This window comes from Mumia flava (genome assembly GCF_002797495.1).
Classification (GTDB): Bacteria; Actinomycetota; Actinomycetes; order Propionibacteriales; family Nocardioidaceae; genus Mumia; species Mumia flava.
Genome location: NZ_PGEZ01000001.1, coordinates 2,158,469 through 2,172,653, shown reverse-complemented (window position 1 = coordinate 2,172,653; position 14,185 = coordinate 2,158,469). Strand labels below are relative to the sequence as shown.

Below are 14,185 nucleotides of genomic sequence, written 5' to 3'. Positions count from 1 at the left end.
ACGTTGCCAGATGCCGCCCGAGATGCGGACGGCATACCCCGGGCACCGTGCCCGGGCCCCCGAAAGAGGAGAGGAACGTCATGGAGTTTCTGCTGTGGATCCTCGCCGTCATCCTGGTGGTGGCCGGCATCGTCGCGATCGTCCGCAAGCAGCTGCTGTGGGGCATCGTCCTGATCATCGTCGGTCTGCTCGTCGGACCGGGCGGCGTCAGCATCTTCACCTGAGCCGGGTGCCGGGTGGCCGCGCAGGCCACCCGGCCCGTCCGGGGACGTAGTGTTGGTCCATGGACCTCGTGACCATCGTCATCATCCTCGGCATCGCTGCCGTGGCGTTCTATCTCGTCCGTGAGCAGCGCAAGTCCAAGGCCCTCGAGCAGCAGCGGCACGCTGACGAGCTGGCGGCCGTGAAGCGCACGGTCAACGAGGACGTCACCGCTCTCGGCGAGCAGCTGCAGGACCTCGACCTGGAGGTGTCCGGTGTCGCCCTGGACGAGGGCGGCCGCGCCGACTACCAGCGGGCGCTCGACGCGTACGAGTCCGCGAAGACCGCGGTCGACGCACTCGACGACCCCGAGAACGTCCGGCACGTCACCGAGATCGTCGAGGACGGCCGATACGCGATCGCGTGCGTCCAGGCCCGTACGGCCGGAGAGCCTCTGCCGGCGAAGCGGCCGCCGTGCTTCTTCGATCCTCGCCACGGGCTGTCCGTCACCGACGTCCAGTACGCGCCCCCGGGCGGTGTGGTCCGCGACGTCCCCGCCTGCGCGCTCGATGCCGAGCGGGTGAACGCCGGGGCGGACCCCGACACCCGTCAGGTGATGATCGGTTCGCAGCGCACCCCGTACTACCAGGCCGGGCCGGCGTTCGGGCCGTACGCCGCCGGATACTTCTCCGCCTACGCGTTCATGCCGGCCCTGTTCATGGGGACGATGATGGGCGGGATGTTCGCCGCCGACGCAGGCCTCGATCCGGGTGCCTACGGCGACCCGTCCGGCGGCGGTGACGCCGGTGGAGGCGATGCCGGCGGGGACGCCGGTGGCGACGCCGGCGGGGGTGAGTTCGGCGGCGACGGCGGAGGCGGCTTCGACTTCGGCGGCTTCGGCGACTTCTGACCCTGATGGCTTCCTCGACGCCGGTCGTCTATCTGCTGCGTGCCGTCAACGTCGGCGGCAACAAGGTCCCGATGGCCGAGCTGCGTGAGCTCGCGAGCGATCTCGGCGCGGACGCCGTCTCGAGCTACGTGAACAGCGGCAACCTCCTGTGCGTCCCCCCGGGCGATGCCGCAGCGTTCGGGACGGAGCTGGAGGCAGGGATCGCCGACCGGATGGGCGTCACCACCGATGCGATCGCCCGGACCGGACCGCAGCTGCGTGCCGCGCTCGACGCCTACCCGTACGACCTCGAGGTCCCGAAATTGCGGCACGTCTGGTTCCTCGCGTCCGCACCGGATGCCGACGCCGTACGGACGCTGGAGGCGTTCGACTTCGCGCCGGAGCAGGTGACGGTGGACGGGGACCTGCTGCACATCCGGTACGAGGACGGGGTCGCGCGGAGCAAGGTGACCGCGCCACGGCTGCTCAAGCTCACCGGCGGGATCCCGGGGACGGGCCGCAACCTCCGTACGGTCGAGACCCTCGCCGAGCGCCTCCAGGCGATCTGAGCGCGGGCGCGTCTCGATCCTCGCTGCGCTCGGCCTCGACGAACGGGGAGAGGCTGCGCTCGGCCTCGACGAACGGGGAGAGGCTGCGCTCGGCCTCGACGAACGGGGAGAGGCTGCGCTCGGCCTCGACGAACGGGGAGGGTGTCAGCTGAGCTGGCGCAGGCGTACGGTCTCCGGCAGGTTGCCGAGAGCGCTCAGCGTCTGCGGGGCCAGCTCCTTGTCGATGTCGGTGATGACGTAGCCGATCTCGCCGCGGGTCCCCAGCGTCTGTCCTGCGATGTTGACCTCGTGCTCGCCGAGCACCGAGTTGATCGCCGACAGCACCCCGGGGACGTTGTGATGGATGTGCACGAGCCGGTGGCCCTGGTGGTACGAGGGCAGCTGGAGGTGCGGCAGGTTCGGTGACAGGTCCGTGCTGCCCTCGGCGAGGTAGCTGTGCAGCTTGCCCGAGACGAACCGGCCGATGTCCTGCTGCGCCTCCATCGTCGATCCGCCGACGTGGGGGGTGAGGATGACGTTCGGGAGGCCGCGCAGGTCCGACTCGAACGGGTCGCCCTGCTTCTTCGGCTCCACCGGGAACACGTCGACGGCCGCGCCGGCGATGTGGCCGGACTCGATGTGCTGGCGCAGTGCCAACGTGTCGACGAGGATGCCGCGCGAGAGGTTGAGGAACAGCGCTCGCGGCTTCATCCGCGCGAACTGCTCGGCGCCGAACAGCCCGGCGTTGCCCGGTCGCCCGTCGACGTGCAGCGTGACGACGTCCACCGTCTCGAGCAGCTCGTCGATGGTCGCGCAGCGCCTCGCGTTGCCGAGCGCGAGCTTGTCGGCGACGTCGAAGTAGAAGACCTGCATGCCGAGCGCCTCGGCGATGACCGAGAGCTGGCTGCCGATGTTGCCGTAGCCGACGATGCCGAGCTTGCGGCCACGGATCTCGTGGCTGCCCTGGGCCGACTTGTTCCAGACGCCGGCGTGCATGTCGTTCGTCTTCTCGTTCAGCCTGCGCGCGAGCGAGATGATCTCGCCGATCGCGAGCTCCACGACCGAGCGGGTGTTGGAGTACGGGGCGTTGAAGACCGCAACGCCACGGTCGGCGGCCGCCTTGAGGTCGATCTGGTTGGTGCCGATGCAGAACGCGCCGACGGTCAGGAGGTCCGGCGCATGGTCGAGCACCCGCTCGGTGACGTTCGTGCCCGAGCGGATGCCGAGCACGTGGACACCGGCGAGCGCCTCGATCAGATCGTCCTCGCCGAGCGCGCCCTTGCGCGTCTCGACCTGGTATCCCTGGGCGCGCAGGAAGTCGGCGCCGTCGGGGTGGATGTTCTCGAGCAGCAGGACGCGGACGTCACCGTCGTCGAGTCGCGGTGTGGTCACCGGCAGGTCTGTGGTCATCGTGTACAGCGTCTGGGTCGTCACGGACGGCACTCCTCCTGGTCTCAGGTCGTGGCACCGCCGGCAGCGGTGCGTGGCGACCCAGGGCCCAGGCGAACGGTCCCGCGGTCTGGCTACTCCACGTCGCTCCCTGGTGGTCGTCCCACCTCAACGCCAGTCGCGACGCCTCCCAGTGTAGGCGGACGGGACGAACCACCGCCGTTCCGTCCACTCCCCGGCCGCGAGTCAGCCCTGGCGGGGTCGCGAGTCAGCCCTGGCGGTCCCGTACGAACTGGAGGAACTCCGGCGGCACCGCGCCGTCGAGGTGCGCCAGCCGGACCTGTCCCTGTGCGACGAGCTTGCCGTCGGCGTTCGTGGTCTCCAGCCGCCACAGCTGCGACGCGCGCCCCCGGTGGATCGGGGCCGCGATCGTCGTGAGGCGATCGCCGGGACGGGCCTGCCGGAGGAAGTCCGTGCTGTTGTTGACTCCGACGACGATCCCGCGCTCCCCCAGCCACGCCTGCGCGGCGACGCTCGCGGCGGTCTCGTGCGCGGCGCAGTGCACGCCTCCGTGGACGATCCCGAACGGCTGGAGGTGCCGGGTGTCGACGTCCCACTCGACCCGGACCCGATCCGGCGTCACCTCGACCCACTCGAACCCGAGCAGGGCGTCGAGGGTCTTCTCCTGGCTCGCGGTGCTGTGCTCTGCGTTCACCCGGCGATCCTCGCACGCAGGCCGCTCGGTCGTACGGCGTGGCCCGCCCACCTTGCGTCATGTACCCCCTAGGGGTATCGTCGCCGGTATGACCACACACCCACCCGGCTACGTCGACGACAAGGACGCCGTGCTCAAGCGGCTGCGCCGGATCGAGGGCCAGATCCGGGGCCTGCAGCGGATGGTGGACGAGGACACGTACTGCATCGACGTCCTCACCCAGGTCTCCGCCGCGACGAAGGCCCTCGAGTCGGTCGCGTTGACCCTCCTCGACCAGCATCTCGCGCACTGTGTCCACGACGCGATCAGCCAGGGCGGTGACGACGCCCAGGACAAGATCGCCGAGGCCTCGGCCGCGATCGCGCGGCTGGTCCGTTCCTGACCTACCCCGGCGCCGGTCACGAAGGACCGGCGCCCCCACCCGTACGAGACGAAGGAGCACCCATGGAGACCACCTACCCCGTCAGCGGCATGACCTGCGAGCACTGCGTCGCCGCCGTCACCACGGAGCTGGGCGAGCTCCCCGGAGTCACACGCGTCGTCGTGGACCTGGTGCCCGAGGGCACGTCGACGGTCAGCGTCTTCAGCAACGCCCCCGTCGACGACGGCGCGGTCGCGCAGGCCCTCGACGAGGCGGGCGACTACGCCCTCGTCGAGCCGTCGTGACCTCCACCGCCGACGCGCGCACCCTCGACCTCGACATCGGGGGCATGACGTGCGCGTCCTGCGCCGCCCGGGTCGAGAAGAAGCTCAACAAGCTCGACGGCGTGACGGCCACGGTGAACTACGCGACGGAGCGGGCGCACGTCGACGCCCCGGCCTTCGTCGACGTGTCCGAGCTGATCGCGACGGTCGAGCGGACCGGCTACACAGCCTCCGAGGTCCGGCAGGATCCGCCGGCCAGCAGCGGGCCCGCGGGCGACGACGGTACGGAGTCCGGCGACCCGGCGCTCGCCGGACTGCGCCAACGGCTCCTGGTCTCGACAGCCCTCTCCGTACCGGTCCTCGCGCTGTCGATGATCCCCGCCTGGCAGTTCGACAACTGGCAGTGGCTCGCGCTCACGCTGGCCTCGCCCGTCGCGGTCTGGGGAGCATGGCCCTTCCACCGCGCCGCGGTGATCAACGCGCGGCACGGCGCGGCGACCATGGACACGCTGGTGTCGCTCGGCGTCACCGCGGCGTACCTGTGGTCGCTGTGGGCGCTGTTCCTCGGCGGAGCCGGCGAGCCGGGGATGACCATGGAGATCACGTGGTTCGCCCAGGGGTCGGGCGCCGACGAGATCTACCTCGAGGTCGCGAGCGCCGTCACGGTCTTCCTGCTGCTGGGCCGCTACCTCGAGCAGCGCGCACGACGCGATTCCGGCGCCGCGCTGCGGGCGCTGCTGGAGCTCGGGGCCAAGTCGGTCACGGTGCTGCGCGACGGCCGCGAGTCGGTGATCGCGATCGGTGACCTGGGCGTCGGCGAGCAGTTCGTCGTACGGCCGGGCGAGAAGGTCGCCGCCGACGGCGAGGTGGTCTCAGGCAACGCCGCGATCGACGCGTCGATGCTGACCGGGGAGAGCATCCCGACCGAGACCGGACCGGGTGACGCGGTGGTCGGGGGTACGGTCGCGGTCGGCGGGCGGCTCGTCGTCCGCGCGACCGCGGTCGGGCACGAGACCCGCCTGGCGCAGATGGCCAAGCTCGTCGAGGACGCGCAGAGCGGCAAGGCGCCCGTGCAGCGGCTCGCCGACCGGATCTCCGGGGTGTTCGTGCCGATCGTGCTCGTGATCGCGCTCGGGACGCTCGCCGGCTGGCTGCTGCTGGGCGGGACGGCGACCGAGGCGTTCACCGCGGCGGTCGCAGTGCTGATCATCGCGTGCCCGTGCGCCCTCGGGCTCGCGACACCGACCGCGCTCCTGGCCGGTACGGGGCGAGGCGCCCAGCTCGGGATCCTGGTCAAGGGTCCGGAGGTGCTGGAGGCGACGCGGCGGGTCGACACGATCGTGCTCGACAAGACCGGCACCGTGACCACCGCGCAGATGAGCGTGGCGGCGGTGACGCCGGGAGACGGGTGGACCAGCGAGGACGTGCTGCGATTCGCGGGCGCGGTCGAGGCTGCGTCGGAGCACCCGATCGCGGTGGCGATCGCGGAGGCGGCCCGGGTAGGCAGCGTCTCGATCGCTCGCTCCGCTCGCGCCTCGACGACCGGAGACGGCTCCTCCTCGCTGGTCGAGGCCGAGCGCAGCACCTCTCCGCTGGTCGAGGCCGAGCGCAGCGAGGATCGAGACCCCCTCCCGCCCGTGCACGACTTCGCGTCCACCACCGGTGTCGGCGTCAGCGGAACGGTGCATGGCCGGAAGGTCTCCGTCGGGCGGCTGGGCTGGCTTCGCGAGTCGGGGCTCGATACCGCCGCCGCGCCCGACCCTGTGCACGCGGACGCGACCGCCGTGCACGTCGCGGTCGACGGCGCGGTCGTCGGCGTGATCGAGGTCGCCGACACCGTGAAGCCCGGCGCCGCCGACGCCGTCGCCGAGCTGCGCGCACTCGGGCTCGAGCCCGTCCTGCTCACCGGCGACCGGCGTGAGGTCGCCGATGCGGTGGCTGCGCAGGTCGGGATCACCGAGGTCGTCGCCGAGGTGATGCCCGAGGACAAGGTGTCCGTGGTCGCCGACCTGCAGACGCGCGGCCGTACGGTCGCGATGGTCGGCGACGGCGTGAACGACGCGCCCGCGCTCGCGACCGCCGACCTCGGCATCGCGATGGGCACCGGGACCGATGCGGCGATCGAGGCGTCCGACCTGACGCTGCTGCGCGGCGACCTCGGCCTCGCTCCGCGCGCGATCCGGCTGTCGCGCTCGACGCTGCGCACGATCAAGCAGAACCTCGGTTGGGCCTTCGGCTACAACGTCGCCGCCATCCCGCTGGCGGCGGCCGGGTTCCTCAACCCGCTGATCGCGGGTGCCGCGATGGCGGCGAGCTCGGTGCTGGTCGTGACGAACTCGCTGCGCCTGCGCGGGCGCTGACGCCCGCGCAGGCGGCACCGTGGGCGTCAGCCGGTGACGACAAGCACGACCACCACGACGACCGCGGCGACCGCCGGCACCAACCTGTCAACCGTCCGGGCCCACCCCACTGACGTGCGGCGTGGGATCCGGGCGACCCACCATGCGACACCCGCCACAGCCAGCGCCGGGAGGAAGAGAGAGTTCGAGGTCGGATCCGCCAGACCCAGGCCGACCGTCCCGACGACGTAGACCACCATGTAGGTCAGGAATGCATCCGTCCAGAGGGGTACCGCGGACGCCATCTCCAGGTCGCTCTGCTCGTCGTGCTGAGTCATGTCGCACTCCCCCGAAAGAGCCGTCCACCGGCCGAGAATGTCCCCTTGCATGTGCGCCGAACAGCCTCGATCCCGGTGAGCCCTAGAACCCCGCCAAGAAGGGCGTTCCACTGTGCCGAGCTGTCTGCTTCCATCAGCTTCTCAGCATGCTTTCTCAGGCCTCCCGCCTTCTTGGCCGCTTTCCAGCCAAGGCCGGCAGGAATCACGACCTCCGCGACCGCACCGACACAGAGGGCGCGCTTGTCCCAGGGCCGCCCTGTTGCGCTTGCTGCACGTGTACGTCGAAGGCTGCCCTCGCCAGACATAGACCGCCTTCGTACAACCTGGGAGCTTGTACTTGCGGCCCGCACGTGTCTGCTTGTTCAGGCGGCGGATGTGCTTCTTGTTCTTGATCCAGATCACCCGCACGTTGGTCCGCTTTCGAGCGCCCGCACGCTCAGACTCGGATCCGGTCTCGGCAGCGAGACTCACCGTTGCGCGCGCTTCGCCCCTCTGGCTCTCGGATGCATCGTGTGCGCCGACAACGACCGACGCCAATGGGCAACCCGCCACCGTCGTCGCCCACGTGCGACGTGCGAACCCTCGAAACACCTGGGCCCCCTGACCTCCTCGGCTACCGAAAACAGTAGTGAACACTGGAGTCACAGGACCGGTCGATTCGACCACCTGTGGAGAACCCCGAGATCCCGCTCGCACGAGCGATCGTGGGAGGATCAAGGCGATGACGGGACCAGCGGCACGGATCGGGATCACAGGAGCCACCGGGACGATCGGTGGCAAGGTCGCCCGGCACCTCGCCGACGGCCAGGTGCCGACCCGGCTGATCGTCCGCGATCCGCTCCGCGCTCCGAACCTGCCGCACGCCGAGGTCGCGACCGCGTCGTACGGCGACGGGGACGCGTGCCGGAGCGCGTTCGACGGCCTCGACACGCTGTTCCTCGTGTCGGCATCCGAGTCCGACGACCGGGTCGAGCAGCACCGTACGGCCGTCGATGCGGCCGCCGCAGCCGGTGTCGGGCACGTCGTCTACCTGTCGTTCGTCGGCGCCGCTGCGGACGCCACGTTCCTGCTGGCGCGCGACCACGGCGCGACCGAGGACCACGTACGCGCCAGCGGGATGAGGTGGACGTTCCTGCGGGACAACCTCTACACCGAGGCGATCGCGACGATGTTCGGCGAGGACGGCGCGATCCGTGGTCCGGCCGGGCACGGCGAGCTCGCCTGCGTGGGGCAGGACGACGTCGCCGCCGTCGCGGCGCTCGTGCTCTCCGACCCGACGGCGCACCGCGACGCCACGTACGAGCTGACCGGCCCGAACCCGATCGGGCTGGCCGAGTTCGCGGTGCTGCTCAGCTCCGCGCGGCAGGCGGAGCACCGGTTCGTGGACGAGACGATGGACGAGGCGTACGCGTCGCGCGAGCCGTACGGCGCGCCGCGGTGGATGGTCGATGCGTGGATCAGCACCTACACCGCGATCCGGGACGGGTCGCTCGCAGACGTCAGCCAGGACATCCCGCGGCTCCTCGGCCGACCGGCCTTGAGCGTGGCCGAGGTGCTGTCCGGGCACAGGTGAGGGGTCTCGATCCTCGCTGCGCTCGGCCTCGACCAACGGAAAGGGCGGCGGGGGTCACTCCAGGGTGGCCGCGTGGTCCGGGACCAGCGTGGACGGGTCGCGGGGCGGCCGCTCGTACCCGTGCGACGTCGGCCGTTCCGGGATCGCGATGTCCTCGCGCTCGACCGGGCGCCACGGCACCTGGCTCAGCAGGTGGGCGATCATGTTGATCCGGCTGCGCCTCTTGTCGTCGGACTCGACCTCGTACCACGGCGCCGACGGGATATCCGTGTGCACGCTCATCACGTCCTTCGCGCGCGAGTAGTCCTCCCAGCGCGTGATCGACGCGAGGTCGTTCGGGGAGAGCTTCCACCGACGCATCGGGTCGTCGGCTCGCGACCGGAACCGCTTCTCCTGCTCGACGTCGGACACGCTGAACCAGTACTTCAGCAGGATGATCCCGTCCTCGACGAGCATCCGCTCGAAGATCGGCGCCTGGTGGAGGAACCGGTGGTACTCCTCGTTGGTGCAGTAGCCCATCACGTGCTCCACACCGGCACGGTTGTACCAGGAGCGGTCCATCAGGACGATCTCTCCAGCAGCCGGCAGATGCGCGACGTACCGCTGGAAGTACCACTGGCTCCTCTCGCGCTCGGTGGGCGCGGGCAGCGCGACGATCCGCGCGACGCGAGGGTTGAGGTACTCGGTGACCCGCTTGATCGTCGATCCCTTGCCCGCGGCGTCGCGTCCCTCGAAGATCACGACGATCCGCGCGCCGGAGTGCTGGACCCACGCCTGCATCTCGACGAGCTCGGCCTGGAGCCGCTTCAGCTCGCGCTCGTACGCCTTCTTCGGCAGCCGCTCGCCCATCCCGCACTCCTCGTCGTCGGTGCACGCCACGATCCCACGTCAGTGCCCCTCCCTGCTGATGTACGGCCCGCTTCCCAACGCCGCGGCAGGCTTGTGTCGGGCCTGCGACCTAGGCTCGATGCATGAGCACCCCCGATCCACCGGCGTACGGCGACCCGACGCCCGTGCTGCCCCGGATCGCCCGGCTGCTCGCTCCGTACCGCACGATGATGATCGCCGTCGCGATCGCCGTCGTCACGGCGGCGGCGCTCAGCGCCCTGGCGCCGTTCCTGACGAAGGCCGTGTTCGACGATGCGCTGTTCCCGACCGACGGGGGCGATCCCGACCTCACGCTGCTCGCGTGGCTCGTCGCGGGGATGTGCGCGATCCCGGTGGTGACCGCGCTGATCGGGATCGGCCAGAACTACCTGACCTCGACGATCGGCAACTCCGCGATGGCCGACCTGCGCGGCCGGCTGTTCGAGCACCTGCAGACGATGGAGCTCGGCTTCTTCACCGCGACCAAGACCGGGTCGATCCAGTCGCGGCTCGCGAACGACGTCGGCGGCGTCCGTACGGTCCTGACGGACACGGCGACGACGATCCTCCAGAACGCCGTGACCGTCTCGTCGGCTCTGATCGCGATGGTGATCCTGTCGTGGCAGCTCACGATCATCGCGCTGGTGCTGATGCCGGTGTTCGTCGTCGTGCAGGTTCGGGTCGGCCGGCGGCGCCGCCGGCTCGCGCGCAAGACCCAGGAGTCGCTGTCGGAGATGACCGCGATCACCGAGGAGGCACTGTCGGTCTCGGGGATCCTGCTCGCGAAGGTGTTCAACCGCTCCGAGGCGGAGACCGAGCGCTACCGCGACGAGAACCGTCGCCAGACCCGCCTCCAGGTCGAGGCCGCGATGACCGGCCGCACGTTCTTCGCGCTGGTGCAGACGTTCTTCGCGATCACGCCGGCGCTGATCTACCTCGCGGCCGGGTTCATGATCACCGGGTCGGCCGGCGGAGCGACGCTCACGGCGGGGACGCTCGTCGCGTTCACCACACTTCAGGGGCGTCTGCAGATGCCGCTGATCCAGCTGATGCGGGTGACGCTGGACGTGCAGACGTCGATCGCGCTGTTCCGCCGGATCTTCGAGTACCTCGACCTCGACCCGGCGATCATCGAGCGCCCCGGCGCGCAGCCGCTGCCGGACACCGGGCGTGGCGGCGCGGTCGAGTTCCGCGACGTCTCCTTCCAGTACCCTCCGCCGCGGATCCTCGGCCAGCAGCCGCGCGGCACCGACGAGGCCGACCCGGTGACCGAGGCGACCTGGGTGCTGCGGGACGTGTCGCTGCAGGTGGAGCCTGGGAGGCTGGCCGCGATCGTCGGTCCGTCGGGCTCCGGCAAGACGACGATGACCTACCTGATCCCGCGCTTCCACGAGGTCACCCGCGGGGCGGTCCTGATCGACGGCGTCGACGTCCGCGACGCGACCGCCGAGTCGCTCGGTCGCGCGGTCGGCATGGTGACGCAGGAGCCGTACCTCTTCCACGGCACGATCGCCGAGAACATCGCGTACGCGAAGGAAGGCGCCACACCCGACGAGGTCGAGCAGGCCGCTCGCGACGCGAACATCCACGACCGGATCATGAGCTTCCCCGACGGGTACGAGACGATCACGGGCGAGCGCGGCTACCGGCTGTCGGGCGGCGAGAAGCAGCGGATCGCGATCGCCCGGGTGTTCCTGATGAACCCGCGGGTCCTCGTGCTCGACGAGGCCACCTCGGCGCTCGACACCGAGACCGAGCGGCTCGTGCAGGAAGCACTCGATCGTGCCACCCACGGCCGTACGACCATCGCGATCGCGCACCGGCTGTCGACGATCCAGAACGCCGACGTGATCTTCGGGCTCGAGGACGGCGAGCTGGTCGAGCAGGGCACGCACGCCGAGCTGCTCGAGCGCGGAGGGCTGTACGCCCGGCTGTACGTCGAGCAGTTCGGGTCCGGCTCGGTGGAGGCACGCTTCTCCGACGGCGTCCGCTACACCGACGGTCGTTGCTTCCGCGACCACCACCGCGCCGACGTCGCGTTCTAGACAGCGACGTCGGCGGTGGACCGCTCGCGGCGGCGCGCCCGATCCCGCAGGAGGCTCGCCACCACGGTCACAGCCAGGACGCCCACGATCACCGCGAGCGACAGAAGCGTCGGGATCTCCGGCACGCTCGTCCAGACGTTGTGCGCCCAGTGCAGTGCGAGCTTGACGCCGATGAAGCCGAGGATCGTCGCCAACCCGTAGTCCAGGTAGACGAGGCGATCCATCGCGCCGTGCAGGACGAAGTACAGAGCCCGCAGACCGAGGAGCGCGAACGCGTTCGTCACGAACACGAGGTACGGGTCGCCGGTGATGCCGTAGACCGCCGGAACGGAGTCGACGGCGAACACGACGTCGGTCGCCAGCACCGCGACGACCACGACCGCGAACGGCGTGATCGCCCTGCGCCCGTCGATCCGCCCGAGCATGCGCGGTCCCTCGTACTGCTCCGTGACCGGCACGAACCGGCGCACGAGCCGGACGCTGCGCAGGCGCGCGACGTCGACCTGGTGCGCCTGTCCGCGCCGCGCGTCCCGCAGGAGCTTCGCCGCGGTGAGGACGAGGAGCAGCCCGAAGAGCAGGAACACCTCGTCGAACGCCGCGATCGCGGCCGCCCCGATCACGATGAAGACCGTGCGCAGCACGAGCGCCCCCGCGATGCCGTACAGGAGAACCCGCTGCTGCAGCTCCGGCGGCACCGCGAACGCTGCCAGGAGGACCATGAAGACGAAGAGGTTGTCGACGCTCAGCGACTTCTCGACCAGGTAGCCGGTGAGGTAGTCCAGGCCGTTGTCGCCCCCGTGCGCACCCCAGACGTAGAAGGTGAAGGCGAGCGGCAGCGCGACGTAGAAGACCGACCATCCGATCGCCTCACGCATCGACACCTCGTGCGGGCGGCGGGTGACGATGAAGTCGACGACGAGGAGCGCGACCACGGCGCCTGCGGTGATGAGCCACAGGGCGGGGGACGCGATCGATTCGATGCCCGTCACGATCAGGCGTGGGGGTGGTGGTGGCCGTGGCGTTCGTCGCGATGGTGCTTCCACCGCACGACGTCACGCGAGATCAACCACGTGAGCGCACCCGCCCAGGCGATCACCGCCACCACGGCCAGGAACTCGAAGAGATAGATGTTCACCACGACACCTCCGTCGATCGCGTTTCGACGAAGGTCTCCCCCGGCTCTGCGGCCCCACGGGCCGGGACGTCTCCGTACCGAGCTGACGACCCGTGGTGGTGGGGTACTCCCCTTCCGTGGTGCTCAGACTACCGGGCTCCGGGTGGCGGGCAAGGCTCTGCCGTGCCCGTCGCGGACTCACCCCGTACGCAGGCCCGCTGCTTTGCGCTCGTACGCCGCACGCTCGGCGGCGTTCCGGGTCAGCTCCGCGGCCTGCTCGTACGACGCCACCGCGGCGTCCGCGCGGCCGGCGAGCGCCAGCAGGTGACCGCGTACGGCCGGGAGCTGCGGGTAGCCGCGCAGCGCCGGCGTGGACGCGATGGCGTCGAGCACGGCCAGGCCGCGCTCGGGCCCGTCGGCCATCCCGACCGCGACCGCGCGGTTGACCTCGACGACCGGCGACGGCCACTGGGCGCGCAGCACGGTGTAGAGCGCGGCGATGCGATGCCAGTCGGTCTCCTCGTACGACCGGGCGCGAGCGTGGCAGGCCGCGATCTCGGCCTGGACCGCGTACGGACCGAGCGCGCGGTCCGTGCCCGGCTCGCTCGCCAGCACCTGCGCGCGGTCGAGTGCTGCGATCCCGCGCCGCACCAGCGTGCGGTCCCAGCGCTGCCGGTCCTGCTCGTCGAGCAGCACCGGCGACCCGTCGGCCGCCGTCCGAGCGGGGATCCGGGCTGCTTGGAGCTCGAGCAGCGCGACGAACCCGAGCACCTCCGGGTCGTCCTCGACGAGACCCGCCAGGACCCTCGCGAGGCGGAGCGCCTCGGAGCACAGCTCGGTCCGGTACCACTCCGTGCCGCCGGTCGCGGCGTACCCCTCGTTGAAGATGAGGTACACGACCTCCAGGACCGAGTCGAGCCGCGCGGCGCGCTCGTCGGGGTCCGGCAGCGCGAACACGACCTTCCGATCGGTCAGGGTCTTCTTCGCGCGCGAGATCCGTTGACCCATCGTCGCCTCGCTGACGAGGAACCCGCGCGCGATCTCCGCCGTGGACAGGCCACCGAGGCAGCGCAGCGTCAGCGCGACCCGTGACTCGACCGACAGCACCGGGTGGCAGGCGGTGAACACCAGCCGGAGCAGGTCGTCGCCGACATCGTCGAGCGCGTCCTCCACCTCGGTGTCCGCGGTGCGGTCGTCGAGGTCGCGGCCGACCTCGGCGAGCTTGCGCTGGTACGTGGACCGCCGCCGCGCTGCGTCGATCGCGCGGTTCTTCGCGGTGGTCATGAGCCACCCGGCCGGGTTCGGCGGGACACCGCGCGACGGCCACTGCTCCAGGGCGACGACGAGCGCGTCCTGCGCCATCTCCTCGGCGGTCCCGAGATCGCCGGTGACGCGGGCCAGCCCGGCGATCAGACGCCCGGCCTCGATCCGCCAGACGGCCTCGACCGTACGGCGTGCCGCGTCGGCGTCCCCATCGGTGGGAGACGCCGACGCGGGGCGTTCGGGAACGGTCTCGTCCATG

General features: G+C 70.8%; 15 protein-coding genes and 1 riboswitch. Of the genes, 8 read left to right on the top strand and 7 right to left on the bottom strand.

Annotated elements, in window-relative coordinates:
* Positions 1 to 80: 80 nt before the first annotated feature.
* Genes CLV56_RS20860 through CLV56_RS10325 form a run of 3 tightly spaced genes read left to right on the top strand, consistent with a single transcriptional unit; the run spans position 81 to position 1,659 of the window.
* Positions 81 to 224 (top strand): GPGG-motif small membrane protein, encoded by a 144-nt coding sequence (locus tag CLV56_RS20860; RefSeq protein ID WP_170224783.1) that lies wholly within the window; start codon positions 81 to 83, stop codon positions 222 to 224.
* 59 nt (positions 225 to 283) lie between these two features.
* Positions 284 to 1,111 (top strand): hypothetical protein, encoded by an 828-nt coding sequence (locus CLV56_RS20595; RefSeq protein WP_039363564.1) that lies wholly within the window; start codon positions 284 to 286, stop codon positions 1,109 to 1,111.
* Between the two features lie 5 nt (positions 1,112 to 1,116).
* Positions 1,117 to 1,659: a DUF1697 domain-containing protein gene (locus CLV56_RS10325; protein WP_039363560.1), complete on the top strand. Its 543-nt coding sequence runs from the start codon at positions 1,117 to 1,119 to the stop codon at positions 1,657 to 1,659.
* A gap of 144 nt (positions 1,660 to 1,803) precedes the next feature.
* Here CLV56_RS10325 and serA read toward each other — a convergent pair whose 3' ends face one another.
* Positions 1,804 to 3,048, bottom strand: a complete 1,245-nt coding sequence (gene serA, locus CLV56_RS10320; protein WP_100415127.1) for a phosphoglycerate dehydrogenase — start codon at positions 3,046 to 3,048, stop codon at positions 1,804 to 1,806.
* A 79-nt stretch (positions 3,049 to 3,127) separates the two neighbouring features.
* A riboswitch (ZMP/ZTP riboswitch) is annotated at positions 3,128 to 3,219 on the bottom strand.
* A 76-nt stretch (positions 3,220 to 3,295) separates the two neighbouring features.
* Positions 3,296 to 3,742 carry a PaaI family thioesterase gene (locus CLV56_RS10315; protein ID WP_100414786.1) on the bottom strand — a complete coding sequence of 149 codons (447 nt, stop codon included), beginning with the start codon at positions 3,740 to 3,742 and terminating at the stop codon, positions 3,296 to 3,298.
* Between the two features lie 88 nt (positions 3,743 to 3,830).
* On the opposite strand from CLV56_RS10315, the gene CLV56_RS10310 reads away from it, so the two are divergent.
* The 3 genes from CLV56_RS10310 (at position 3,831) to CLV56_RS10300 (ending at position 6,747) form a co-directional block, all read left to right on the top strand.
* Positions 3,831 to 4,124 (top strand): metal-sensitive transcriptional regulator, encoded by a 294-nt coding sequence (locus CLV56_RS10310; RefSeq protein WP_039363559.1) that lies wholly within the window; start codon positions 3,831 to 3,833, stop codon positions 4,122 to 4,124.
* A 62-nt stretch (positions 4,125 to 4,186) separates the two neighbouring features.
* Positions 4,187 to 4,408 (top strand): heavy-metal-associated domain-containing protein, encoded by a 222-nt coding sequence (locus tag CLV56_RS10305; protein WP_039363558.1) that lies wholly within the window; start codon positions 4,187 to 4,189, stop codon positions 4,406 to 4,408.
* Complete coding sequence (locus CLV56_RS10300) at positions 4,405 to 6,747, top strand: heavy metal translocating P-type ATPase (RefSeq protein ID WP_039363557.1); 2,343 nt, start codon at positions 4,405 to 4,407, stop codon at positions 6,745 to 6,747. The genes CLV56_RS10305 and CLV56_RS10300 overlap by 4 nt, the downstream gene beginning before the upstream one ends.
* Positions 6,748 to 6,773: 26 nt before the next feature.
* Here the strand turns inward: CLV56_RS10300 and CLV56_RS10295 are convergent, their stop codons facing one another.
* Positions 6,774 to 7,064, bottom strand: a complete 291-nt coding sequence (locus CLV56_RS10295) for a hypothetical protein (protein WP_157805133.1) — start codon at positions 7,062 to 7,064, stop codon at positions 6,774 to 6,776.
* 721 nt (positions 7,065 to 7,785) lie between these two features.
* Here CLV56_RS10295 and CLV56_RS10290 point away from each other — a divergent pair.
* Positions 7,786 to 8,637 (top strand): NAD(P)H-binding protein, encoded by an 852-nt coding sequence (locus CLV56_RS10290; RefSeq protein WP_039363554.1) that lies wholly within the window; start codon positions 7,786 to 7,788, stop codon positions 8,635 to 8,637.
* Positions 8,638 to 8,691: 54 nt separating this feature from the next.
* Here CLV56_RS10290 and ppk2 read toward each other — a convergent pair whose 3' ends face one another.
* Positions 8,692 to 9,516 carry a polyphosphate kinase 2 gene (gene ppk2, locus CLV56_RS10285; RefSeq protein ID WP_245857749.1) on the bottom strand — a complete coding sequence of 275 codons (825 nt, stop codon included), beginning with the start codon at positions 9,514 to 9,516 and terminating at the stop codon, positions 8,692 to 8,694.
* A 92-nt stretch (positions 9,517 to 9,608) separates the two neighbouring features.
* On the opposite strand from ppk2, the gene CLV56_RS10280 reads away from it, so the two are divergent.
* Positions 9,609 to 11,549, top strand: a complete 1,941-nt coding sequence (locus CLV56_RS10280; RefSeq protein ID WP_100414785.1) for an ABC transporter ATP-binding protein — start codon at positions 9,609 to 9,611, stop codon at positions 11,547 to 11,549.
* Here CLV56_RS10280 and CLV56_RS10275 read toward each other — a convergent pair.
* The 3 genes from CLV56_RS10275 to CLV56_RS10270 all read right to left on the bottom strand — a co-directional run bounded on the left by CLV56_RS10275 (position 11,546) and on the right by CLV56_RS10270 (position 14,184).
* Positions 11,546 to 12,538, bottom strand: a complete 993-nt coding sequence (locus tag CLV56_RS10275) for a TerC/Alx family metal homeostasis membrane protein (RefSeq protein ID WP_245857747.1) — start codon at positions 12,536 to 12,538, stop codon at positions 11,546 to 11,548. The genes CLV56_RS10280 and CLV56_RS10275 overlap by 4 nt on opposite strands.
* A gap of 2 nt (positions 12,539 to 12,540) precedes the next feature.
* A complete protein-coding gene (locus CLV56_RS20590) occupies positions 12,541 to 12,684 on the bottom strand; it encodes a hypothetical protein (protein WP_157805132.1) in 144 nt (47 codons plus the stop codon).
* Between the two features lie 177 nt (positions 12,685 to 12,861).
* Complete coding sequence (locus tag CLV56_RS10270) at positions 12,862 to 14,184, bottom strand: RNA polymerase sigma factor (protein WP_100414784.1); 1,323 nt, start codon at positions 14,182 to 14,184, stop codon at positions 12,862 to 12,864.
* Position 14,185: the final 1 nt, after the last annotated feature.